This is a genomic window from Suttonella ornithocola, from assembly GCF_001889065.1.
Lineage (GTDB): Bacteria > Pseudomonadota > Gammaproteobacteria > Cardiobacteriales > Cardiobacteriaceae > Suttonella_A > Suttonella_A ornithocola.
Genome location: NZ_LWHB01000020.1, coordinates 1 through 23,958, shown reverse-complemented (window position 1 = coordinate 23,958; position 23,958 = coordinate 1). Strand labels below are relative to the sequence as shown.

Here is a 23,958-nt window from a genome sequence, read left to right as displayed (position 1 = left end):
ACATCAGCTGCTTTGCGTGCAATGAGTAATTCTCTTGGATTTGTTGTCATCCGTGTTGCTCCTGCACCAATTTTGCTAGAATCGCCAACAGCTTCAACTTCGACAATACAATCTACTTGGTCTTGCGTAATACTCATTGGGCTAAATGGATATGGTGCAATTTCTTCTGTAATAAGAACTACTTTTTTAGCAAAAGTCGCATCAGTTTGTGCATAGCCTAATGAGCCACAAATATTGCGACCAAATGCGCCGCTGGCATTACCGAAGCTATCACAGATAGGGACAGCTAGAAAAGCAATATCAGGTACAATTTCCTTTACTTGCATTAACTGAACCCGACCACCATGACTATGAATTTCAACAGGTTCAGACATATTGCCATGAGAGATAAATTCAGCGAGTTTGCCACGTAATCCTGAGGTATAAATTTTACGAACAACACCATTTTCAATATGTGCAATCATTGGATCATGAATACCTGATAATGAACTTGCTGCAACAGTTAGATTACGAAATCCCATACCTGCTAGCACATCCATTACCATATTCAAAACGAAATCACCTCCGCGATAGGCATGATGAAAAGATACCGTCATTCCATCTTCTAAACCACACGCTCGTACAGCTGCTTCAATATTGGGACAAATTTTACGATTTAGATATTCATTAGACAGTTTTACCTTTTTTACCACAGGTTTAAAGGCATGATAATTTTTTCCTTCAATAGTAGTCGCTACTCGTTGCTCTCTTAATTTATCCATCATTATTCCTCCCGAATGCCAGATAAGGTTGCGCGTTCTAAAATTAAACGAGAACGTTCAATAATAGGGGTATCAATCATTTTTCCATTTAAAGAAACCACACCAATACCTGCTTTAGCAGCTTCTTCTGCGGCATGGATTATACGTTTTGCTTGTTCAACTTCTTTTTGAGTAGGTGAGAATAGCTGATGAATTAGAGGAATTTGGCTTGGATTAATCAGAGATTTACCATCAAAACCCATTTGCTTAATAATACTTGCTTCTTGTAAAAAACCTGCTTCATTACGCACATCTGAATACACCGTGTCAAATGCCATAATGCCATTAGCACGTGCAGCATGAAGAATAGTCGCACGAGCAAAAAATAGTTCTAAGCCTTCAGGTGAACGTTCAGTTTTCATTGCACGCACATAATCTTCTGCACCTAAAGCAATACCAATTAAACGTGGTGAAGCTTTGGCAATTTCATTAGCAGAGAGAATTCCCTGTGCAGACTCAATAGCTGCCAATAGCTTTGTTGAGCCTATTTCACGTCCACAAGCGTGCTCAATTTTTTCAATTTCTGTTTCCATATCGGTAATATCTTGTGGACTATCGGTTTTAGGAAGGCGGATACCGTTTGCGCCGCCGCGCACTGCCGCTTGTAAATCTAGTAAACCAAACTCAGTTGATAAAGGATTGACTCGTACTAATGTTTCCATTTCATGATAAAGCGGATGTTGCAATGCGTGTGCAACTAGCATTCTTGCTGTATCTTTTTCAGAAAGCGCAACAGAGTCTTCAAGGTCAAACATAATCGTATCAGGCTGATAAATAAACGATGTGCTAACCATCGCGGCATTCGCTCCCGGGACAAATAACATTGAGCGTCGTAATTTCATAGTAATTCCTCCCATTTAGCTTGTATGCCCGCACGCAATAAAGCCGCTTTAATCCGTGCTTGTAGCACATAATCTAAAGCACCTTTATCTTCAATTTGCAATAACACTTCATCAACCCCCAATTGATTAAGCACTTTTTGTGCGGTCTGGCGGATTTGCGGAGCAAATTGCTGTCCGACCGTGCTATTAATCACAATTTCACAGCCATTTCCCACATTTGGAAAGACATAAACCATTGCATCGCTAGATTCTAAAGTGCCAGCAACACTTTCTTGGGTTATAGTGTCCATAACATACTCTCTTTATTAGCTATATTGTCTTAGAAAATCATAAGTTGTTTGAGGAACATAGTGTTGAACTGCCGCTAAATTTCCTTGTGCAAGCAAGGCGCGAACTTTTGAAGCTGAAATAGCATCACGTTTAAAACGTACACGGCGAATTTCCACTTTTTCGATGATAGGTGCATCAATTTCAGGTGATTGCAGCCAAATTTGCATTTGTTGATTGTAGTAATTTGTAATAATGCAAGTAGGTTCATTACCAACAAATCGATGAGTAATCCCTAAAGGTGGTGCAATAAAGCGACGAAAAATTCGTAGATCTAATTCCATATGGCACTGATGAACAATATTCTTATATTTCAGAAAATAACATGGAAAGGTTGCACGAGAAATGATATAAGGCGTTCCTTCATGAATAGTTAATCGTGATAAATCTGCGGTTCCTGCTTTTACTAAGGCTAATCTATCGAGATAAGAAAATTGGGATTTATCTTCACCGACCACAAAAAGATGTAACCAATCGCATTGTGAAAGGGCGGTTTCAACTAAGTATCGATGTCCTAAAGTAAATGGATTAGCATTCATCACAATTGCTCCAATTTTTTGACCGGGTTGTCGCAATTGTCTGAGTTGTTGCTGATAACGTTTCAATTTAACGGGGCTATTTTCGAGTAATAAAACTTGATTAGGAACTTGCTCAATGGGATAAAAACCACAACCTGCAAATAAATCTGCATTTTTTGGTTTAGTATAGATAAAAAGTTGATGATAACCACGTTTTGCAGCTTCTTGAATAAGCTGCGAAGCTAATGAAAGCGCAATACCTTGCCCACGGTAACGGCTATCAATGGCAAAACACTTAATCACATTAGGTGCAATACCACCACAGGCAATAATTTTACCTTCTTCATTACGCTTAACTAAAAATAATTCAATAAAATCATCTAAATTTAGTTCATTTTGGTAAAGAAAATCTTTGAGTTCTTTGATATTTTCTTCATCACAAAGACTCATGCGCTCAAATTCATGCGCTTGTTCCTGCATAAAACCTCATTCTATCAAATAGAGAAACTAACCAATATAATAAAAAATTTTATTAAATAATTGTATGTTTAATTGTATATAAATTTATAGTTACCTGTTTTTTATAGTGAAATGTCTTTAATTCATATGCGGAATTGGAGCATCTTTCATACTGATGTGCGCTGTCTATGGCTTGTTGATTTGTACGCAATCTGAACTCATTCAGCTCTATGAGAGAATTTTTATTCGTACCCCAAGATATATGCATGTATTCATAGTAGGGCTCCTAAAAAATGCATATCATACTTAAAGATAGTATGCTGTTTTCAAGGTGGATATTGAGTTAACGCTGTATGCATTTTTTGGGAAGTTGGCTATACAGTAAAACTAGCTAAAAAACAGGTCATCTATAAATCCTGTCTAGCGCTTCTGACTGGAAATGGAATTTTATTTTTATATGCAAAGCATCAAAAGATATTAGCTTAAACTTTTCTCTAAATAAGGCAATAAATGTTTTATTCGCATTTATTTTAGTGATTTTCGCTTATATATTTGCTGTTAGGAATTTTTTTAGTGATAAAAACTCTTATTTTCTTTCTATAATGTTTTATTAAAGAACAAAAGAAGCTCAAGAAGTAGATTGAAACCTATGTAAAGAGAATTTTTATAATGTTTTATATTGATTTATAGAGAACATATTTCTTTAATCAATATAATCTGTACTTTTTAAACTACTATTTAAATTTTTTATGGACTTAGAAGTAAAAATGCGTTCTTATCTAATGGTCTGTTTAGAGGGCGATGGCATTGGGCCAGAGATTATCGAAAGTGCAAAGATGGTATTAGCTGTTGTTTCTTATCAGTATGATTTCTTTGTGGAAATTAGGGATTATCCTTTTGGCGGTGCGGGGATTGATGAATATGGCGAACCATTTGCGGATGAGGTGCGCGAGGCGGTATTAAATGCAGATGCGGTTCTGCTCGGTTCAGTGGGTGGACCAAAATGGGATAATGCTGCCGTTCGTCCTGAAGCGGGCTTGTTGGCTTTGCGTAAGGCGTTAGATGTGTTTGCAAATGTTCGTCCGTTAAAAGTGAGTGGTGCGTTATTGCAACATTCGCCGATTAAAAAAGACATTATTGATGGCACGGATTTGGTGATTGTGCGCGAACTTTCTGGCGGGGCGTACTTTGGCGAGCCGCGCGTGCTTAATGAGGACGATGCGTTAGATAGCATCACTTATACCAATGCGCAGATTGACCGCGTATTGCGTTATGCGTTTGAGTTAGCAGAAAAACGGCGTGGAAGGTTGGTTAGCGTGGATAAAGCGAATGTGCTTGCAAGTAGCAAGTTATGGCGCGCCCGCGTTGAAAAAATGGCAGCAGCGTATCCAAAAGTGAATGTTCGTCATGAGTATGTCGATGCGATGGCAATGCATTTGGTGACTCGTCCGCGTGATTTTGATGTCATTGTCACTGAGAATTTGTTTGGTGATATTTTGTCTGATGAAGCGAGTGTGTTAGGCGGTTCGTTAGGGGTGTTGCCATCGGCGAGTTTTAACGCAAAAGGTCCTTATTTATATGAACCTGCGCATGGTAGCGCACCAGATATTGCTGGCAAAGGCATTGCTAATCCGATTGCAACCATTTTGTCGTTGGCAATGATGTTGCGTCATAGCTTTAATGAAACCGCAGCTGCAGAAGCGATTGAAACTGCGATTGATGAAATGATGCAGGAAAATCGCTTAACAGGTGACTTAAATAAAGAAAATCCACTCACTACGGCAGAGTTTACCGAAGCATTATTGGAAAAATTACAATGAGTGAGTGGCATACAATTTTATTGCGTTCAGAAGCGCCTGATGATTTGCTGTTGTCGGCTTTGCCAGAGAATTGGCAGGAATATGGGCGATGGCTGCTTAATCAAGCGGATATTCCTAAAAGCTATCGCAATCATCCATTTACAGATGCGCAAGCCTTAGACGCCGCAAAAGTAGACATTTCTGCAGCATTAGGGATTAGCTTAGGGCAGTTAATTCGATTATTGCAAATCAATCGTTTATTGCGTTCTCGTGCGCCTGCTGCGGAGAATTGGCAGTTTGGACAAGTGCAAACACCGATTGGTGAGATGCTAGCAGTGTTTGGCACGCGCGGTTTATGTTTGCTGGAGTTTGCTGACCGCAAAATGTTGCCGACAGAATTACGCACGCTATTTGCCACGCAGAAAAACTATGGTTTAACAACGGCAACAGCGGAGCAGCTTGCACCCTTACAACAGCAATTAGATGAGTATTTTGCAGGACAGCGTCAGCAATTTACCCTTGCTTTAGAAATGATTGGCACAGATTTTCAGCAATCCGTCTGGCAAGTCTTACAAAATATCCCTTATGGTGAAACGCGCAGCTATAAAGCGCAAGCCGAACAATTAGGCAGACCAAGTGCTGTTCGGGCGGTAGCCAATGCCAATGGGCAAAATAAAATCTCAATTATTATTCCGTGTCATCGTGTGATTGGTGCGGATGGTCGCTTGACAGGATACGGTGGCGGATTGCCTAGAAAACAGTATTTATTAACTTTAGAACAACAAGATAAGAGAGCATCATGAGTACACTTTACGACAAACTCTGGGATAGGCATGTGATTGCAGGGCAAGGAGAAGCTTTGCAGCTCCTCTATATTGACCAACATCTCATTCATGAAGTGACCACACCACAAGCCTTTGATGGCTTGCGTTTGGCAGGTAGAAGCGTACGTCGTCCAGATAAAACGTTTGCGGTGATGGACCATAATACGCCAACTATTCTCGCTGACCGTCAAAATATCACTGATGAAGTTTCCAAAGCGCAATTAGATGCACTGGCAAAGAACTGTGCAGAATTTGGGATTGAATTGGCGGATATGTTTGATGACCGTAATGGTATTGTGCATATGGTTGGTCCTGAACTGGGGCTGACTTTACCTGGAAAAACGGTCGTTTGTGGGGATAGTCATACCGCTACACATGGTGCATTTGGCGCATTAGCGCATGGCATTGGAACATCAGAAGTAGAACACGTTTTAGCCACTCAAACCCTTTGGCAACCGAAACTCAAAAATCTTGGCATTAAAATCACGGGTGAACTTCCGCGTGGTGTGTATGCCAAAGATGTGATTTTGCATATTCTCGCGAAATATGGTGTATCCGTTGGCAGTGGATATGCGATGGAATTTTTTGGTGATACTGTTGAGCGAATGAGCATGGAAGAGCGCATGACCTTATGCAATATGTCGATAGAAGGCGGGGCAAAAGTGGGGTTAATTGCACCTGATGAAATTACTTTTGCTTATTGTGAGGGACGACCTTATGCGCCGAAAGGAGATGCCTTCACGCAAGCGGTTGAAGATTGGAAAACGTTAAAAACTGATGCGGAAAGTGATTTTGATAAAGTTATTATCGTAGATGTAAGCACTTTAAAACCACAAGTAACTTGGGGAACCAATCCTGGTATGGGCGGTAGCGTTAGCGATCATATTCCTGAAACCGCTGATGAAAAAGCATTGCAATATATGGCATTAAAAGGGGGCGCGCAAAAATCTGATATCCCGTTAAAACATGTTTTTATTGGTTCTTGTACAAATGGACGTTTATCAGATTTGCGCGAAGTGGCAGCGATTTTGAAAGGGCGCAAAGTCGCAGACAATATTACTGCGGTGATTGTGCCAGGTTCGATGCTAGTCAAGCAGCAAGCGGAAGCAGAAGGGCTAGATAAAATCTTTATGGAAGCGGGCTGTGAATGGCGTGAGCCAGGTTGTTCAACTTGCCTAGGCATGAATCCTGACCTTATTCCCGCGAATGAACATTGCGCTTCCACCTCTAATCGCAACTTTGAAGGCAGACAGGGTAAAAATTCGCGTACGCATTTGGTGAGCCCTGCAATGGCAGCGGCAGCAGCCGTTGCCGGAAAATTTGTCGATATTTCACAACCTGATTGGGATAGCCAGCTTTAAAGGAAAATAGGATGAAACCATTAACCGTTTACACCGCAACCACTGTGCCAATCATGGCAGACAATATTGATACCGATATCATCATTCCTAAAAACTACTTAAAAAGTATCTTTAAAACGGGCTTTGGCGAATTTGCCTTTGACCCTTGGCGTTACCAAGAAGACCGTACGTCAAAACCAGACTTTCCGCTCAATCAGACACAATATCAAGGCGCGGGAATTTTAATTACGGGTGAAAATTTTGGCTGTGGCTCTTCGCGAGAACATGCGGCATGGGCTCTACAAGATGTTGGTTTGCGTGTGATTATCGCGGGCGGCTATTCGGATATTTTTCATAATAATTGGCTGAATAATGGTAATTTGCCAATTGTGATGCCAAAAGATGTGCGCGAAAAATTAGCGGCTTTACCTGCAGATAAAGCGATTACAGTCGATTTAGCGCAGAAAAAAGTTATCGTAGATGAACAAGAATATCCATTTGAAATTGGAGAAAATTGGCGTCAACGCTTATTAAATGGATTAGATAGCATTGGAATAACCTTACAACACGAAGACGCGATTAAAGCCTACGAAAAGGCGCATGGTTGATACTGCATATTCAGAAAGGATGGCTGCTTTATCGCAGCCATTTTTAATCATATAATTAAAACTAAATTATATTCTTTATAATTAAATTTATTGCTTAATTTTTTGGTAAAAATTATAGCTATTAATTGCTAATTTTATAAATAGAACGAATAACCACTCGTGATAGGGAGTTAAAATGAGTATTTTTTATCGATTATTATTGATCAATATTTTTTCTAGTGCGGGCGATGGATTATTTAAGTTAACTTTACCATTATTAGTGCTATCTATCACAGGTTCAGCAACAGATATGGCACTAACTTTTGCATTAACATATTTGCCATATTTAATTTTTTCTTTATTAGGTGGTGTTGCTGCAGATAGATATTCGCGTAAAAAAATATTATTTTTAGGAAATTTATTTTGTTTTATTTTATTGCCGCTTTTGGTGTGGGTCGGTGTTGGGTTAAAACTGATGTCGGTATTTTATGGTATTGTTTTTCTTATTGCCTCTGTTAGTCCATTAGTGCATCCAAGTTTACAATCACTGATTCCTGATTTAGTGAAAGCAGAGAAATTAGCGAGAGCAAACAGTTTAATTAGTACTTCAGAATATTTAATTCAAATTACAGCTCCAGCCCTAGCAGGTATCCTAGTGGCATTAGTTGGTGCCAATAATGCGGTTTATATCAATGCACTTTTCTTTATCATAGCGGCAATAGGCACGTTATTTTTACCTATAGAACAAGAAAAAGTGAAAAAAGCGAATAGTTCTGTGCTCAATTCTATTAGAGAAGGATTTACAATCGCATGGTCACATCCCGTTTTGAAATATGGTTCGCTATTATTTGTGGCAAGTAATTTTTCAATTAATATTGTTCAGGCAAATTTAGTGTTTTATTTAAGTGAAGTGCTTGGCGCAAGTCCACAAGTGGTGGGGATTGATTTTGCTATTTTTGGGATAGGTGCCATTATTGGTGCTACCATCGCACCCAGCATCGTGCATCGTTTTCCAGCGGGACGGATTATTATTGGAACGAGTTTGGCTGGTGGTTCAGTCAGTGCGCTATTGTGGTTAGCAAAAGATCCTTTTGTCGTAGCTATTGTTTGGGCAATAGTTTATCTAGTGGGGGCGGTTACAGTAGTCACTTTCTTTACATTACGTCAAAAAGTCGTGGCAAGAGAAGTGCTAGGACGAACGGTTGCTGTAACAAGATTGATTTCTTTTTCAAGTATACCTGTTGCAGCCATTCTAGGTGGCTTTCTATTGGAGCATCTAGGAATGTCAATGATTATATTGCTTTGCGTGGTTGTGCGATTAGGTGCAGCCTGTTTGATGTTAGCTTCTCCATTAGTAAAAGAAAAATAAATGTATATTTCTAGACTAACCGGTTGTTACTGCTAGTCTAGAGTCTTATTAAATATAACCAACTTCCCAAAAAATGCATAAAACGTTAACTAGCATCCTCCTATCTTCAGATAAGGTATGCGTTTTTCGGGAACCCTACTATATATTTAATTACAAATAACCGTTAAAGTTAAACAGTATTTGTAAAAAAATTATTTAATATACGTTATTATGAATAATGCTATTTTATTCTTTAAACCATTTTTTATAAATATTGTCATAAGTGCCGTCATAATGTACAGTTTTAAGTCCTCTATTTAGTTTTTCTAATAAATCTTTACGCCCTTTTTTTACGACAAAACCGAAATGATCTTTTTTGGCATTAGGATTTACTAGTCCATAAAGATTGTAACGTTTATTCATTTGTTCTGTATAAACATAATATTGTAGTACACGTGAAATATCGTATGATATATCCGATTGCGATGTGGCAATATCTTTAATACCTAAATAAGTAGAGTTGACGGTTTTTAGTTTTCCATTACTTTTTTCAGCAATAATGTTTTTAACTTCTTTTTCACCGGCACCATCTGTTTCAGTAACAAAATTATTTGAGTTTGCAATAGCTTCTTCGAATGTTTGATATTGCTGTCCTTGATTGTTTTCTTTTAAAACAGCCATCCACCCAGTGTCTAAATAAGGATGACTAAAATCATATTTTTCTTGTCTTTCTGGCGTAATAACTACGGCGGTAGCAACAATATCAACGTCACCAGTATTCAATTTTTCCAATAACCCTCTCCAGAGTTGAACTTTAAAGTTCACATTAAAATTCTCTTTAGCCGCAATAGCATTGATTAAATCGATATCAAATCCTTCTGGAATTCCTACTTCATTAGTGCGAGTAAAGGGAGGAAAGACACGAATAGTACCAACAGTATAGGTTTCATTATCAGCAAAGGCAGATGAACTCAATATCAATGTTAGACAAATAGGTAAAATCGTTTTAAATGAATTGAACATATTGACTCCTTTATTTATTGGATTGATATTATTTATGATTTTTAAAGTTTTGATATCGGATTGATGAGTATGCTATTACTGTATTCTATAAAAATTATGCAGAAAATTAGATAGCTGAAAAATTTATATTGACATTACTACTAACTAGATATATCAGTCAAGGATTTATTCATTTTTTTAGAAAAATACTAATTTTATTATTGCTATTTATAAAAAATATAATATTAAACTCTCTACTATAAGTATAGTTTTATTATCATTTTTCTAGCACAATATTTTATTTTATATCCATATATTGCTGTAATTATGTAGAGTTTATCAGTTCTTATCAATAGAATGTAATTATTTTTATTCAAAATTTGGTAGTGGTTTGTAAAGTATGCTGGACTATGACTTAATAATTTCAATAATAATAAAATATTAAATTTCAATATATTGGATTGATATTTGTTTACAGAAATTACTCAGCATACTTTGCAAACCACTACCCAAAATTTTAATAGATAAAATTATTATAGTAGGAGTCCCAAAAAATACATACCGTACTTGTAGATAGGATGCTATTCTCAAAGTGGATATTGAGTTAACGTTGTATGCATTTTTTGGGAACTTAGGGCTATGTAGCTGAATGGGTTTAGCTTGATACAAGCTGACGAACCACAGATAGCCAACCTCAGTACGGCAAAATGAGCTAACACCGGATGCGAGTTAGAGGCATTTAGCTATATAAAACAACGCCTATCATAGTTATAGTCAAATCAGCTAAAAAAACAGAACGTTATCTACCGCCAGAATGGCTAGATAAGGGCTATAGGATGTTTTGTTTTTTAGCTGATCGCACTATAGATAGGGCTTTGATATGAGAAAAGCGCTTACGATAAAAGCGGTTTTAAGAATTTTCCGGTATGGCTTGCAGGGTTATCTGCGACTTGTTCTGGTGTGCCAACCGCGATAATTTCTCCGCCACCACTACCGCCTTCAGGTCCTAAATCAATAATCCAGTCTGCGGTTTTAATCACATCTAAATTATGCTCAATAACGACCACGGTATTACCGCCATCGCGGAGCCGATGCAGTACCTGTAAAAGCTGTTTGACGTCGTGAAAATGAAGTCCTGTCGTGGGTTCGTCTAAAACGTAAAGGGTTCGCCCTGTGTCGCGTTTGGAGAGTTCTCTGGAGAGTTTAATCCGCTGTGCTTCGCCGCCGGAGAGGGTAACGGCATTTTGTCCTAAGCTAATGTAGGAAAGCCCAACATCTAATAGGGTTTGGAGTTTGCGTTTAAGCGCGGGAATGTTTTCAAAGAAGTCATACGCCTCAACAACGGTCATTGATAAGACTTCGTGAATATTTTTACCTTTATATGTGATATCAAGGGTTTCACGGTTATAGCGTTTGCCCCCACAAACATCACAAGCGACAAAGACATCAGGTAAGAAGTGCATCTCAACTTTGATAACGCCATCACCTTGGCAAGCTTCGCAACGTCCACCTTTGACGTTAAAGGAGAAGCGTCCCGGTTGATAGCCACGTGCGCGTGCTTCCTGTGTGCCTGCAAAGAGCTCACGAATGCCAGTAAAAATGCCGGTATAGGTTGCCGGATTGGAGCGTGGTGTTCGCCCGATTGGACTTTGGTCGATATTAACGACTTTATCGAACTGTTCTAAGCCATCAATGCTATGGAAAGGTGCAGGGTCATCAGTTGCGCGATTGAGTTGACGGGCAACGGCTTTGTAAAAGGTTTCGTTGATAAGGGTGGATTTTCCGCTACCTGAAACGCCTGTAATACAGGTAAAAAGTCCAACAGGTAGAGTGAGGTCAACGTGTTTGAGGTTATGCCCGTGCGCACCTTTTAGATGAATGACTTGTTTTTTATCAAAGGGAGTACGGGTTTCAGGAATGGCAATTTTTTCTCGTCCAGAAAGGTATTTACCGGTTAGCGAGTCTTTGGCTTTAGCAATTTGTGCGGGGGTACCTTTTGCCATGATTTCGCCACCATGAATACCCGCACCAGGTCCAATATCAATGACGTAATCTGCGGCACGAATCGCATCTTCATCGTGTTCAACGACGATAATGGTGTTGCCTAAGTCGCGTAAGCGTAACAGGGATTGTAATAAACGGTCGTTATCACGTTGATGCAGTCCAATTGAGGGTTCGTCTAAGACGTACATGACGCCAACTAATCCCGCACCAATCTGGCTGGCTAATCGAATCCGCTGCGCTTCTCCGCCGGATAAGGTTTCTGCGCTACGAGAGAGGGTGAGGTAGTTTAGCCCAACATTCACTAAAAATCCTAAACGATCCTGAATTTCTTTTAAAATTTTAGCGGCAATTTCACCTCGTGCGCCACTAAGAGTTAGGGATTTTGCCCACTGTTCGGCATCGCCAATGGATAGGCGGTTGACTTCGGGTAAGGTGATGTCTTCAATGAAAACATTGCGTGCGGCTTCGTTAAGCCTTCCACCATGACAACTGGGGCATTCACGGTTATTGAGGAATTGCGCAATTTCATCGCGGACGTTGCTTTTATCGGTTTCATGATAACGGCGGTTCATTGAGGTAATTACGCCTTCCCATGTGCTTTCGCGTGCGGTTTTGCTACCGTAGCGTCCAATGGAGGGTAATACGATTTTTTCTTTACCACTGCCGTATAGAATAATTTTTTTGATTTTTTCAGGAAGTTCGCCAAAAGGGGTTTCTAAATCAAAATGGTAGTGTGCTGCGAGCGCTTCCATTTGTGGGTAGAAGTAAGGGGTTCGTCTGTCCCAACCGCGCACAGCACCACCTGCAATGGATAATTCGGGATGTGCCACCACTTTTTGCGGGTCAATAAACACGTTTACGCCTAAGCCATCGCACTCAGGACAAGCACCATGAGGGTTATTGAAGGAGAACATCCGCGGCTCTAGTTCTTTTAGTGACCATCCGCATTCAGGGCAGGCATATTTTGCGGAAAAAGTCCGTTCTAGCGGCTGCTCTTCCGACATGGAAATCAGTTGAGCAATGCCGTCGGAAAGTTCTAAAACGGTTTCTAAGGATTCGGCTAAACGCTGTTCTATACCAGGTTTGACGACAAAACGATCAACGACCACGCCAATATCATGATTTCTTTTGCCATCAATTGCGGGTAAGGCATCAATTTCATAGATTTCGCCATCAATGCGTACGCGAACAAAACCTTGCTGACGGATGTCTTTGAAAAGCTCAACGTGTTCGCCTTTTCGTCCTTGAACCAGTGGTGCAATTAGCATCATTTTGCTACCTTCTGGTAACGCAAGAATTTGGTCAACCATTTGTGAGATGGTTTGCGCATTGAGGGCAATGCCGTGATGCGGACAATGTGGTACGCCTACACGCGCAAATAGTAAACGCAAATAATCATGTACTTCGGTAATGGTGCCGACGGTTGAGCGGGGATTATGAGAAGTGGATTTTTGCTCAATGGAAATGGCTGGCGAGAGTCCTTCGATATGGTCAACATCTGGTTTATCCATCATGGAAAGGAACTGTCGTGCATAAGCAGAGAGAGACTCTACATAGCGACGTTGTCCTTCGGCGTAGATGGTATCAAAAGCTAAAGAGGATTTTCCGGAACCAGATAGTCCAGTAATGACAATCATTTTATCGCGTGGTAAGTCCAAATCGATATTTTTAAGATTATGGGTGCGCGCGCCTCGAATGGAAATGGTATCCATAAATATTGCTTCGTTTAAGAAAACTATTTATTTTATCACTGACTTGGCAGGGGCTAAAGCGTGAAAGATTATACCTTTTTAAGGTGCCGTAAGGAGCTTAAGATGGAAAGGGTTAGGAAAGTATTAACGCATTTTAAAATAGTTTAGGCATTCATCAATGGTCGCCAAGGCTTTTTCTTGACTAATCTCGCGAGCGTGAATGCTGTTAGGAGTCACGCTAGGCTTGGGAAGGTGTTTCCAAAGTGCTGGATTGGCTTGGACTTTTAGTTTGGGGGGATTGGGCAGATGCTCTGCTAATGCTTGACTAATTTCTGGCAACATAAAGCGGAGCTGAAAGGCTTGTGCGTTATCAGCAACACTGAGCGTCCATATGCCGTTGCTAACATTTTGGAATAAAACCCGATGTCGCCAGCTTTTAGGCAAATGGTGCATAAGAATCGATTGATAGCGCTGATGTAATTGAAATTCTGGCTTTTCCCCTACACAACGTAGAAAAATTTTTTCCGCTAGTTGCTCTGGCGTTTGAAAAACATTGGATGAGGAAGGCATTAAATTTCCCTTGAATTCTTAAAAAAAAGCCATATTTCATCGGCGATGGTGTGTCAGAAGAGGACTTTTGCGTTATGATGCGCCGATAATTTTCCCTTGATGGGGATGCTCTATTTTAAGACAGGAAATATAACTATGCTAGGTTCGCTCGCAACGAAACTTTTTGGCTCGCGTAATGACCGTATTATCAAACAGCTTTCTAAAAATGTTCAAAAAATCAATGCTCTTGAGCCGGAGATGGAAGCGCTAGATGACGAGGCGCTGCGTGCTAAAACAGATGAGTTTAAAGCGCGTTTAGGAAAAGAGTCATTGGATGATTTATTGGTAGAAGCATTCGCAGTGGTGCGAGAAGCGGCTAAGCGAGTATTAGGAATGCGTCATTATGATGTGCAGCTCATTGGTGGAATGGTGTTGCATATGGGCAAAATTGCTGAAATGCGTACCGGTGAAGGTAAAACTTTAGTCGCCACGTTAGCGGTTTATCTCAATGCCTTAAGCGGGCATGGGGTTCATGTGATTACCGTTAACGATTATTTAGCCCGTCGTGATGGTGAGGAATTAGGCCGTTTATACGCCTTTTTAGGAATGAGTACAGGCATTATTGTGTCTGGTATGAGTCCAGCTGAAAAACAAGCAGCGTATCGTGCAGATATTACCTATGGAACTAATAATGAGTTTGGATTTGATTATTTGCGCACAAATATGGCAATTTCACCAGAAGACCGCCTGCAACGAGAATTAAATTACGCCATTATTGACGAAGTTGATTCTATTCTGATTGATGAGGCGCGTACACCACTGATTATTTCAGGTGCGGCAGATATGAATACGGATTTATACCGTATTTTAAATGATTTGGTTCCACAGTTATCCCCACAAGTAGAAGAAGATGGTCCGGGGGATTTTTCGATTGATGAGAAAAGTAAGCAGGCTGGATTAACAGAAAGTGGGCATGAGCATGTTGAAGAATTGCTTCGTGAAAATGGTTTGTTAGCAGAAGGTGAAAGTTTATATGATCCGAAAAATATCGGTATTTTTCATCATTTGAATGCTTGCTTGCGTGCGCATTATCTCTTTCATAATAATGTTGATTATATCGTTCGCAATGATGAAGTCATTATTGTGGATGAATTTACTGGACGGACGATGGAAGGGCGTCGTTGGTCAGATGGCTTGCACCAAGCGATTGAAATTAAGGAAGGCGTTAGCATTAAGCAAGAAACGCAAACCTTGGCTTCTATTACTTACCAGAACTTTTTCCGTATGTATGACAAATTAGCGGGAATGACGGGAACCGCTGATACAGAAGCATTTGAGTTCCAAGATATTTATGGATTAGAAACGGTTGTTATTCCAACGAATAAACCAATTGCGCGAATTGACCATACCGATTTGATTTTCTTAAAGCAAGCCGGTAAATATCATGCGATTGTGGATGATGTGATGGATTGTCAGCAGCGTGGGCAACCGGTTTTATTAGGTACGGCGTCTATTGAAACGTCAGAGCTAGTATCAGATTTATTAACCAAAGCTGGTGTTAAGCATGATGTACTTAATGCGAAACAGCATGCCCGGGAAGCGGAAATTGTTGCCAATGCAGGATTGCCCGGACAAGTCACTATTGCAACCAATATGGCAGGTCGCGGAACGGATATTGTCTTGGGTGGCAACTTAAAAGCAGAGTTAGCGGCTTTAGGCGAAGAAGCAACAGAGGCAGAAAAAGAAAAAATTCGTGAAGATTGGCAGAAGCGTCATGATACGGTGATTGCTGCTGGTGGTTTGCACGTCATTGGGGCTGAGCGTCATGAATCGCGCCGTATTGATAATCAGCTTCGTGGACGTAGTGGTCGTCAGGGTGATCCGGGTTCAAGTCGCTTTTATGTTGCCTTAGACGATAATCTTGTTCGGATTTTTGCTGGCGATAAAATGGCAAACTTGATGCAACGCTTTGGAATGAATGAAGAAGAAGCGATTGAATCTAAAATGGTTTCTCGTCAAATTGAAGGGGCGCAACGAAAAGTAGAAGCACATAACTTTGATGCACGGAAAAACTTATTGGAATATGACGATGTTGCCAATGAGCAGCGTAAAGTCATTTATCATCAGCGTAGCCAAATTATGGATGCGGAAACGATTTCAGAGATGATAAATGAAATGCGAGAAACGGTTATCAATCGTTTGGTAGAAGAATATTTGCCCGAAAATCAGGTTCGCCAAAATTGGGATGTGCGTGGGCTGGAAGCGGCTTTGCTGGGTGATTTCAATATTAAAGTGGATATTGATGGTGAATGGTTTGAGCAAGACCCTAATTTGTCGCAAGCGACTATTCGCGAGCGTTTAACCGATTTATTGATGCAAATCGACCGCCATAAGCGCGAGCAGTTTGGCGATGAGGTTATGAATTGGGGCGAAAAATTCATTGCTTTGCAAACGATTGATGACCAGTGGAAAGGGCATCTCACAACGATGGATATGTTGCGTCAGGCGATTTGGATGCGTTCGCGCGCGCAAAAAGATCCTAAACGTGAGTATCAGCGAGAAGCCTTTGAATTGTTCTCTGATTTGTTAGATGCGATTCAATTCCAAGTGGTGCGTATTATGGCGCAAATTAATTTCCAACAACCTGAAGTGGCGATGGAAGAAACGCAATCTTTACAAGAACAAGCAGAAGAAAATCGTCAACAGGAATTAGCCAGCGCTGATTATCAAGGCAGCGATGAAGATGGCGAAGCGGTTTCTTTAGAGGAATACGCTAATGTTGGACGCAATGATTTATGCCCATGTGGAAGCGGTAAAAAGTTCAAACATTGTCATGGAAAATTGGCATGAGCCAACCATTATCCGTTGCAGCAGGCATATTGATGAATGCTCAGCAAGAGGTATTGATTGCTGAGCGTCCACAAGGTAAGGCTTATGCCGGCTATTGGGAGTTTCCCGGCGGTAAAATTGAAACTGGTGAAAGTGCCGTTGACGCATTGGTGCGCGAATTTCAAGAAGAACTTGGAATTGATACTGCCGAAGAGCATTGGCAAGTATTTTATTGTGGTAGTCGGGCACAAGAGGTCAACTTAACGTTTTTATTGGCACAAACCAATTTGCGCTATTCGCCAAAAGGTTTGGAAAATCAGCGTTGGAAATGGGTATCCATAGCGGAATTAAGCCGTTATCAGTTTCCTGAACCGAATACGCAGATGCTAAAAAAATTACAAGAGAAATTTCTCATTGAAAAGGATGCTTTATGAGTCATTATTTATTTACTTCAGAATCCGTTTCCGAAGGTCATCCAGATAAAATTGCTGATCAAATCTCTGATGCGGTATTAGATGCTATCTTAGAGCAAGATAAAAATGCGCGTGTTGCCTGCGAAACGCTGATTAAAACGGGTATGGTATTGGTCGCTGGTGAGGTATCAACCAGTGCATGGGTGGATTTAGAAGATATTGTTCGCCAGACAATCGTTAATATTGGTTATAACAGCTCGGATGTCGGATTTGATGGCGCAACTTGTGCGGTTTTAAATGCCATTGGAAAACAATCTTCTGATATTGCGCAAGGGGTAGATAGAGAAGAAAAACGTCAGCAAGGTGCCGGTGATCAGGGGCTTATGTTTGGCTATGCCTGTGATGAAACCGATACGCTAATGCCTGCGCCAATCACTTATGCTCATCGTTTGGTTGAGCGTCAAACACAAGTACGTAAAGATAAAGTGTTGCCATGGCTACGTCCAGATGCAAAAAGCCAAATCACTTTCCGTTACAAAAATGGTGTGATTAGTGGCATAGATGCGGTTGTATTATCTACTCAGCATGATCCCGATATTAGCCAAAAAGATTTACGTGAAGCCGTCCGTGAATTGATTATTGATAAAGTACTGCCAGCTGAATGGCTAGATAATCAAACGAAATTTCATATCAACCCGACGGGCAATTTTGTCACTGGTGGACCGGTTGGCGATTGTGGGCTAACAGGTAGAAAAATTATCGTGGATACCTATGGCGGTGCGGCGCATCATGGCGGCGGCGCCTTTTCAGGAAAAGATCCGAGCAAGGTGGATAGAAGTGCGGCTTATGCTGGACGTTATGTGGCAAAAAATATTGTTGCCGCTGGATTAGCAAAGCGTTGTGAAGTGCAAGTGTCTTATGCCATTGGGGTTGCAGAGCCAACTTCAATCATGGTGAATACTTTTGGTACAGGGACTATTCCCGATGAACAGATTGTTCAGCGCGTACGAGAAGTTTTTGATTTAACACCTTATGGCATTATTGAGATGTTAGATTTGGTTCGCCCAATTTATCAGCAAACCGCTACTTATGGTCATTTTGGTCGTGAACTTCCTGAGTTTACTTGGGAGAAAACCGATAAAGCTGAAAGCTTAAAATTGGCTTAATAACCGTTATATTTTTACAAGGATGTAAAAAAAGAAAATTTTGAAAATAGGAATAAACGGTCTATATTGCACGGTTATTCCTTTTAATTTATTTTTTATTCATCACAGGAAGCATATGAAATCCGTAGAACGCCTGCATATTGACGAGTTAAAGCGTGTAGAAAAACAGAGCAGCGCTGTGTTGAAAGCTTGGCGACGTTTGCAAAAAGATTTTGCTGCGTTACAAGAAAAATATAATCGCTTAGAGTTAACGCATCAGCAATCGCTTGAGTCGCATCAGCAGTTAATTGAAGAAAAATTATTAGCGCATCAAGCAGCGCTTTCTGAGTTAGAAGCGCAATGGCAAACGCGCTATGACAGCGAACGCTTGCAATTAGAAGAAAAAATTCAGTCGCAGGCGATGGAATATCGCCAAAATTTGGAAGAAAAAGAACAAGCGTGGCGTCATCAGCTTGATACGTTGCATGCCGAACTGCAACAGGAAAAAACGATTAAAGAAGCCATGATTGCTAGAATTAGAGGGATAGATAATGAGTAAGCAGAAAATGAAAATTACTTTGCAAATTCTAGAGAACAGCTATCCGCTAATGTGCGAACCACATGAACGAAATCTTTTAATTGAAGCGGCAGATAAGCTTAATACTCACTTACAAGAATTGCGCCGTGAAAATCCCCGCCTTCCTTTAGAGCGTTTGCTGATTATGGGCGGATTACAAATGACTTTTGATTTACTACAAGAGCAACAAATTTTTGCGAAAGAAGTTGCTTTGGTCAATGAAATTAGTGGGCGCTTAGTTAGTAGCTTAGATATGGCTTTGTCTGAAGAAGCGTTATCTAATGGTGAAAATGTTTAAATCAGTGGGTTAGGATAAAATTTTACGGTTTTATTTTATAAGATATGCTTAGACAAGTGTTGAGGTTAATCTAAAAGCTTATGACACTTTTTGTTGATATCGTTATAATAATTTTTTTGCTATAAAAGAGAGATTCAAAATATGTCAAAAGTGATTGTTGTCACCTCTGGTAAAGGTGGTGTTGGGAAAACAACTACCAGTGCCAGTCTTGCTACAGGATTAGCATTGAAGGGACATAAAACGGTAGTCATTGATTTTGATGTGGGTTTGCGTAATTTGGATCTCATCATGGGCGTTGAGCGACGTGTCGTTTATGACTTTGTGAATGTTATTAATAATGAAGCAACGCTTAATCAAGCTCTTATTAGAGATAAAACTGTTCAAGATCTTTATATTTTGCCGGCTTCGCAAACGCGTGATAAAGATGCGTTAACGGCTGAAGGTGTGGAAAAAGTCATCAATGACCTGAAAGCAATGGGGTTTGAGTACATTATTTGTGATAGTCCGGCTGGGATTGAAAGAGGGGCATTGATGGCACTCTATTTTGCAGATGAGGCCATTATCACGACTAATCCTGAAGTCTCTTCTGTTCGTGATTCCGATAGAATTTTAGGTATTTTAGCGAGTAAATCTCGTCGTGCAGAGCTAGGGTTAGAGCCTGTTAAAGAGCATTTGGTGATTACACGCTATAATCCAGAGCGCGTTAAAATTGGAGAAATGCTTTCTGTTGAAGATGTGATTGAAATTTTATCCATTAAATTACTAGGCGTTATTCCAGAATCTCAATCCGTATTAACAGCTTCTAACCAAGGACAACCTGTGATTCTAGCAAGTGAGAGTAGAGCTGGACAGGCTTATGCAGATTTAGTAGAGCGTTTATTAGGAAACGATTTGCCACATCGCTTTTTGGAAGTACGCCGTAAAGGTTTGCTTGGCAAATTGTTTGGGGGCTAAAATGAGCATTTTTGATTTATTCAAAAAACCAGCGCCATCAGCCAAAATTGCTAAAGAACGCTTGCAAATCATTGTTGCTCATCAAAGAGATAGCAGAGTATCTCATAGAAATGAACAGCCACCGTTTATGGAAGCAATGAAGCAAGAAATTTTAGAAGTCGTACAAAAGTATATTGCTATTTGTCCAGAAGATATTGAAGCAATTATCAGTAAAGAAGGGGATATGGATGTTTTAGCATTAAATATCAATCTTCCAGAAAAAACTTCATCAGGATATGTCACTGAGAATGATGGAAACAAATATTGATGCTTGCCGCTTAGATCAATGGTTAGTTGCCGCACGTTTTTATAAAACGCGTGCATTAGCAATTAGTGCGATTAAAAATGGACGGGTAATTGTTAATCAAATGCGCGCAAAACCTGCTCAACAGTTAGCTGTAGGAGATTATTTAGAAATTCAGAAAACAGTAGAACAGCAATTTGAAGTAATTGTTAAGCAATTAGCGATTCGTCGAGTATCTGCAAAACTTGCTAGCACATTTTATCAAGAAACCGCTCAAAGTATTGAACGTCGAGAAAGGTTAGCTGAACAAAGAAAATTGGCTAATGCATTGGTGAGCTTTCCAACAGCAAGACCAGATAAGCGAGAGCGTCGGCAGTTACGCAATATTCATCGAAATCCTTTTACACATGACTGAAGTGAGCGCGTTATTATCAGCTCAGTCTTTGACGATGATGAGAAATCAACAGGTGATTTTTCGTCGTCTATCTTTATCGTTATTTAAAGGTCAAGGCATACACCTATTGGGTGAAAATGGCAGTGGAAAAACGACATTATTGCAAATTTTAGCTGGTGTATTGTTACCAACATCGGGAAAGGTTGAGCGCGAAACGCCCTTATTATATTTGGGCCACAAGGCAGGTATTCATCCATTATTAACGGTAGAAGAAAATATTATTTTTGCGGCACGCTTATATCATGGAATGTCATCAAAAGATATTCAAAGAGCGTTACCTAATGCCCTAGAAAAAATGGGCATTATCGAATTAAAAAAGCGACAAGTTCGTTATCTTTCAGCTGGACAGCAACGTCGAGTCCAACTAGCACGATTATGGCTCATGTGCCCACCAGTTTGGCTATTAGATGAACCACTAACAGCACTAGATGTTGCTACTGTAGAAATACTGGCTGAGCGGTGTTCAGCGCATTTAAGGAATGGTGGAGCTTTGTTGTTAACTTCTCATCAACCGTTTGCAGAGAAACTTTTAGAGTCAGTCAACTTATCATCTTTGAGTCAATCTTCTCATTAAATGTAGAATTTTTTTTCAGAAAAATGTTTAAAAAAGTTTGTTATTGTTCCTTGCTTATTGTTTTTAGTGTATTGATTAGTGCTTGTCATAAATCTTCTAAGCAAGCATATTTACCTGCAGGAACCGTTGTACTAGCGTTAGGCGATTCATTGACATTTGGATATGGCGCTACGCCAGAAACGTCTTATCCTCATCGTCTTGCAGAGATTTCTGGTTGGGAAGTCGTTAATGGTGGCTTAAGTGGTGATACTAGCGCCCAAGCATTAGCAAGATTACCCGCTTTATTAGAAGAATATCATCCTAAATTTGTCATCATTAGTATTGGAGGGAATGATTTTCTCCGACACCAAAATCCACAGGGTACTCGCCGTAATATTGAGCAAATGATTCAAGAGAGCCGAGCGGCAAATGCGGAAGTATTATTGGTAGGCATTCCGTCTTTAAGTAGCAGCTCTTTATTAGGTTTTCCAAGTGACCATGAGTTATATCAGCAGATTGCTGAAAAAGAGAAGGTGCCTTTGTTTGCAGAAGCTTGGAGTAAGGTTTTGAAAAAATCTGAATGGCGCTCAGATCAAGTCCATCCTAATGCGCAAGGATATGCTGTGTTTACAGATGAGTTAGTCAAATATTTGCGCGAAACAGGTCGGCTATAAAACGCTGGTTTTATTTTTGGATGATGATGCTAAGGCTATGGTGTGTTAGCGGGTATCCTTGCTGTGTTTTTGGATAGCTTTTAAGTAAGTGTCGTATATCGCCTAGTGAAGCAGTAAATGCGTTTACGCCTGTCGCTCGACAATGCGTTAACACGGCATTTGGAGAAGCAAAATATTCACAGTGGTACTGCTCTTTAAACCATAAAAGCGTTCCTGCTTGTTGTAAATAATGAAGAATTTTTTCTGTTGTATGATATTTTAGCCCAATTCCGTATTGTGCTAACTCTTGATAATGTTTATCAATATATAGGCTAATGGCTAAATATCCTTTTTCTGATAAGTGAGAAATAAACCGAGAAAGTTCAGAAAACAGGGTCTGTTCTAACCATTGTAAAGCACTACTACTCGTAATCATTTGAAGGGGTGTTGGAAGTGGACAGCAGCGGATATCACCAATAGAAGTTAATCGCTGTTTAGCTGGAACAGGAAAAGCTATGATAGGGTTTAGGTCGTTCACATAATAGCGAGCGGCATACGGGAATGGGTGTTGATATAGCGCTTGGCTTAATGCGCCAGTGCCACATCCGACTTCAAAAATGTTTTCTATTGGATGGGTGCAGTATTTGGTGATGGCTTGTGCCAATTGTTGAGCGAGTCGGAGTTGATCAGTTGCGTATTTCGGATAATGCGCTTGGGCAGCTGCAAAGCTTCTTTGGGGATTAAGCATTTAAGCGGTTATCAGATAGTCGAAAAATTCTGTCCAATGATGAAAATTGGCAAAAGGATAGTGAGGCGTATTGAGAGGACAAATAGTCGTCTGCGTTCCTTTCCAATGGTTTTTTTGATTATCAGTGGGATAAATTTTATCGTTAGTGCTAATTATCGCAATATCCCAATGGTAATCCATCGGAGGATGTTGAGGGACAATTTCAAGTAGTCGGAAAAGTTCTTGCTGTTGATCGGGAATACTTCGATGTGGAAGAAAATCTCCTTTTATTGTGCCAAATAATTTTTGGTATAGGATGGCTTGGCTTTTTTCTTGGTATCGTGCTGCTGTTGCTTGAAAAAGTCTTGGTGGCATGCCTTTTTCAGAATGAATGCCCCACGGTGTACCATTGATGGCAATGGTTAGTGGTAGGTAATGACGTTGCGCCAATAATGGATTGGCTGCCCATACGCCCATTGACCAAGCAATGAGTATATGAGGGCTATTTAATTCGAGGGGATTTTGCGGATAATTTTGTACGTAAATGACTTGTCGGTCTTGTAGATGAGCGATGACGTTTTCATCCATTCCCCAGCCGTTATAAAACAGAATGGGGAGAGTTCTGAGCAAAGTAGGATTTATAGAGAGTGGTGAAAAAGACATATTGTTCGTGATAGATACTTATAGCGGATTAAATAATTACCTACTATTTTACAACATTTGAATTCAGAACTATTTTAGGCATATATAGCCAACTTCCCAAAAAATGCATACAACGCATAACTTAAGTATACACTTTACAAACAGCATTCTATCTCTAAGTGCGGTATGCATTTTTTGGGAGCCCTGCTATAGTGCAATCAGCTAAAAAGTGAACTGTTTAAAAACCATACCAAGCAGCTCTAGTAGTAAATATAGCTAAATGTCTCTAACTTGCATGCAGCGTTAGCTCTTTTTGCCATACTGAGGTTGGCTGTTTGTG

The 23,958-nt window shown here is 40.1% G+C and carries 24 protein-coding genes; 15 read left to right on the top strand and 9 right to left on the bottom strand.

The window, feature by feature from the left end; genetic code table 11:
- The 4 genes from A5N85_RS01755 to citC all read right to left on the bottom strand — a co-directional run.
- Positions 1-764 (bottom strand): citrate lyase subunit alpha (locus A5N85_RS01755; RefSeq protein WP_282955977.1); only part of this gene is annotated, 764 nt, incomplete at its 3' end.
- Complete coding sequence (locus tag A5N85_RS01750) at positions 764-1,642, bottom strand: aldolase/citrate lyase family protein (protein WP_072575688.1); 879 nt, start codon at positions 1,640-1,642, stop codon at positions 764-766. The genes A5N85_RS01750 and A5N85_RS01755, both read right to left, overlap by 1 nt.
- Positions 1,639-1,932 carry a citrate lyase acyl carrier protein gene (gene citD, locus A5N85_RS01745; RefSeq protein ID WP_072575687.1) on the bottom strand — a complete coding sequence of 98 codons (294 nt, stop codon included), beginning with the start codon at positions 1,930-1,932 and terminating at the stop codon, positions 1,639-1,641. Before citD ends, A5N85_RS01750 begins: the two co-directional genes overlap by 4 nt.
- Before the next feature lie 15 nt (positions 1,933-1,947).
- A complete protein-coding gene (gene citC, locus A5N85_RS01740; protein ID WP_072575686.1) occupies positions 1,948-2,967 on the bottom strand; it encodes a [citrate (pro-3S)-lyase] ligase in 1,020 nt (339 codons plus the stop codon).
- Positions 2,968-3,713: 746 nt separating this feature from the next.
- Here citC and leuB point away from each other — a divergent pair.
- From leuB to A5N85_RS01715, 5 genes are all read left to right on the top strand, one after another.
- On the top strand, positions 3,714-4,766 hold the full coding sequence (gene leuB / locus A5N85_RS01735) for a 3-isopropylmalate dehydrogenase (RefSeq protein ID WP_072575685.1): 1,053 nt from the start codon (positions 3,714-3,716) through the stop codon (positions 4,764-4,766).
- Positions 4,763-5,548, top strand: a complete 786-nt coding sequence (locus A5N85_RS16865; protein WP_084601528.1) for a methylated-DNA--[protein]-cysteine S-methyltransferase — start codon at positions 4,763-4,765, stop codon at positions 5,546-5,548. Before leuB ends, A5N85_RS16865 begins: the two co-directional genes overlap by 4 nt.
- A complete protein-coding gene (leuC, locus tag A5N85_RS01725) occupies positions 5,542-6,930 on the top strand; it encodes a 3-isopropylmalate dehydratase large subunit (RefSeq protein WP_172460846.1) in 1,389 nt (462 codons plus the stop codon). Before A5N85_RS16865 ends, leuC begins: the two co-directional genes overlap by 7 nt.
- Positions 6,931-6,941: 11 nt before the next feature.
- On the top strand, positions 6,942-7,517 hold the full coding sequence (leuD, locus tag A5N85_RS01720) for a 3-isopropylmalate dehydratase small subunit (protein WP_072575683.1): 576 nt from the start codon (positions 6,942-6,944) through the stop codon (positions 7,515-7,517).
- Positions 7,518-7,692: 175 nt separating this feature from the next.
- Positions 7,693-8,865 carry an MFS transporter gene (locus A5N85_RS01715; RefSeq protein WP_072575682.1) on the top strand — a complete coding sequence of 391 codons (1,173 nt, stop codon included), beginning with the start codon at positions 7,693-7,695 and terminating at the stop codon, positions 8,863-8,865.
- Positions 8,866-9,090: 225 nt separating this feature from the next.
- On the opposite strand, the gene A5N85_RS01710 is transcribed toward A5N85_RS01715, so the two are convergent.
- From A5N85_RS01710 to A5N85_RS01700, 3 genes are all read right to left on the bottom strand, one after another.
- Positions 9,091-9,867, bottom strand: coding sequence for a transporter substrate-binding domain-containing protein (locus A5N85_RS01710; protein WP_072575681.1), 777 nt, complete (start codon positions 9,865-9,867; stop codon positions 9,091-9,093).
- Positions 9,868-10,739: 872 nt separating this feature from the next.
- On the bottom strand, positions 10,740-13,562 hold the full coding sequence (gene uvrA / locus A5N85_RS01705; protein ID WP_072575680.1) for an excinuclease ABC subunit UvrA: 2,823 nt from the start codon (positions 13,560-13,562) through the stop codon (positions 10,740-10,742).
- A 123-nt stretch (positions 13,563-13,685) separates the two neighbouring features.
- Entirely contained in the window at positions 13,686-14,111 is a 426-nt protein-coding gene (locus A5N85_RS01700) for a hypothetical protein (RefSeq protein WP_072575679.1), read from the bottom strand.
- A 135-nt stretch (positions 14,112-14,246) separates the two neighbouring features.
- Between A5N85_RS01700 and secA the strand changes: the two genes are divergently transcribed.
- The 10 genes from secA (at position 14,247) to A5N85_RS01650 (ending at position 22,270) form a co-directional block, all read left to right on the top strand.
- On the top strand, positions 14,247-16,940 hold the full coding sequence (gene secA / locus A5N85_RS01695; RefSeq protein ID WP_072575678.1) for a preprotein translocase subunit SecA: 2,694 nt from the start codon (positions 14,247-14,249) through the stop codon (positions 16,938-16,940).
- Positions 16,937-17,353, top strand: coding sequence for a (deoxy)nucleoside triphosphate pyrophosphohydrolase (locus tag A5N85_RS01690; protein ID WP_072575677.1), 417 nt, complete (start codon positions 16,937-16,939; stop codon positions 17,351-17,353). Before secA ends, A5N85_RS01690 begins: the two co-directional genes overlap by 4 nt.
- Positions 17,350-18,498, top strand: a complete 1,149-nt coding sequence (metK, locus tag A5N85_RS01685) for a methionine adenosyltransferase (protein WP_072575676.1) — start codon at positions 17,350-17,352, stop codon at positions 18,496-18,498. Before A5N85_RS01690 ends, metK begins: the two co-directional genes overlap by 4 nt.
- A gap of 115 nt (positions 18,499-18,613) precedes the next feature.
- Positions 18,614-19,036 (top strand): hypothetical protein, encoded by a 423-nt coding sequence (locus tag A5N85_RS01680; RefSeq protein ID WP_072575675.1) that lies wholly within the window; start codon positions 18,614-18,616, stop codon positions 19,034-19,036.
- Complete coding sequence (locus A5N85_RS01675) at positions 19,029-19,352, top strand: cell division protein ZapA (protein WP_072575674.1); 324 nt, start codon at positions 19,029-19,031, stop codon at positions 19,350-19,352. The genes A5N85_RS01680 and A5N85_RS01675 overlap by 8 nt, the downstream gene beginning before the upstream one ends.
- Before the next feature lie 141 nt (positions 19,353-19,493).
- On the top strand, positions 19,494-20,306 hold the full coding sequence (gene minD / locus A5N85_RS01670; protein ID WP_072575673.1) for a septum site-determining protein MinD: 813 nt from the start codon (positions 19,494-19,496) through the stop codon (positions 20,304-20,306).
- A gap of 1 nt (position 20,307) precedes the next feature.
- On the top strand, positions 20,308-20,613 hold the full coding sequence (gene minE / locus A5N85_RS01665; protein ID WP_072575672.1) for a cell division topological specificity factor MinE: 306 nt from the start codon (positions 20,308-20,310) through the stop codon (positions 20,611-20,613).
- Positions 20,594-21,004 carry an RNA-binding S4 domain-containing protein gene (locus A5N85_RS01660; protein ID WP_245935939.1) on the top strand — a complete coding sequence of 137 codons (411 nt, stop codon included), beginning with the start codon at positions 20,594-20,596 and terminating at the stop codon, positions 21,002-21,004. The genes minE and A5N85_RS01660 overlap by 20 nt, the downstream gene beginning before the upstream one ends.
- A complete protein-coding gene (gene ccmA, locus A5N85_RS01655) occupies positions 20,997-21,617 on the top strand; it encodes a heme ABC exporter ATP-binding protein CcmA (RefSeq protein WP_072575671.1) in 621 nt (206 codons plus the stop codon). Before A5N85_RS01660 ends, ccmA begins: the two co-directional genes overlap by 8 nt.
- A 23-nt stretch (positions 21,618-21,640) precedes the next feature.
- Positions 21,641-22,270 carry an arylesterase gene (locus A5N85_RS01650; protein ID WP_072575670.1) on the top strand — a complete coding sequence of 210 codons (630 nt, stop codon included), beginning with the start codon at positions 21,641-21,643 and terminating at the stop codon, positions 22,268-22,270.
- 10 nt (positions 22,271-22,280) lie between these two features.
- On the opposite strand, the gene A5N85_RS01645 is transcribed toward A5N85_RS01650, so the two are convergent.
- Both A5N85_RS01645 and A5N85_RS01640 read right to left on the bottom strand, forming a co-directional pair.
- Positions 22,281-22,997: a methyltransferase domain-containing protein gene (locus tag A5N85_RS01645; RefSeq protein WP_072575669.1), complete on the bottom strand. Its 717-nt coding sequence runs from the start codon at positions 22,995-22,997 to the stop codon at positions 22,281-22,283.
- Complete coding sequence (locus A5N85_RS01640) at positions 22,998-23,639, bottom strand: pimeloyl-ACP methyl esterase BioG family protein (protein ID WP_084601524.1); 642 nt, start codon at positions 23,637-23,639, stop codon at positions 22,998-23,000.
- Positions 23,640-23,958: the final 319 nt, after the last annotated feature.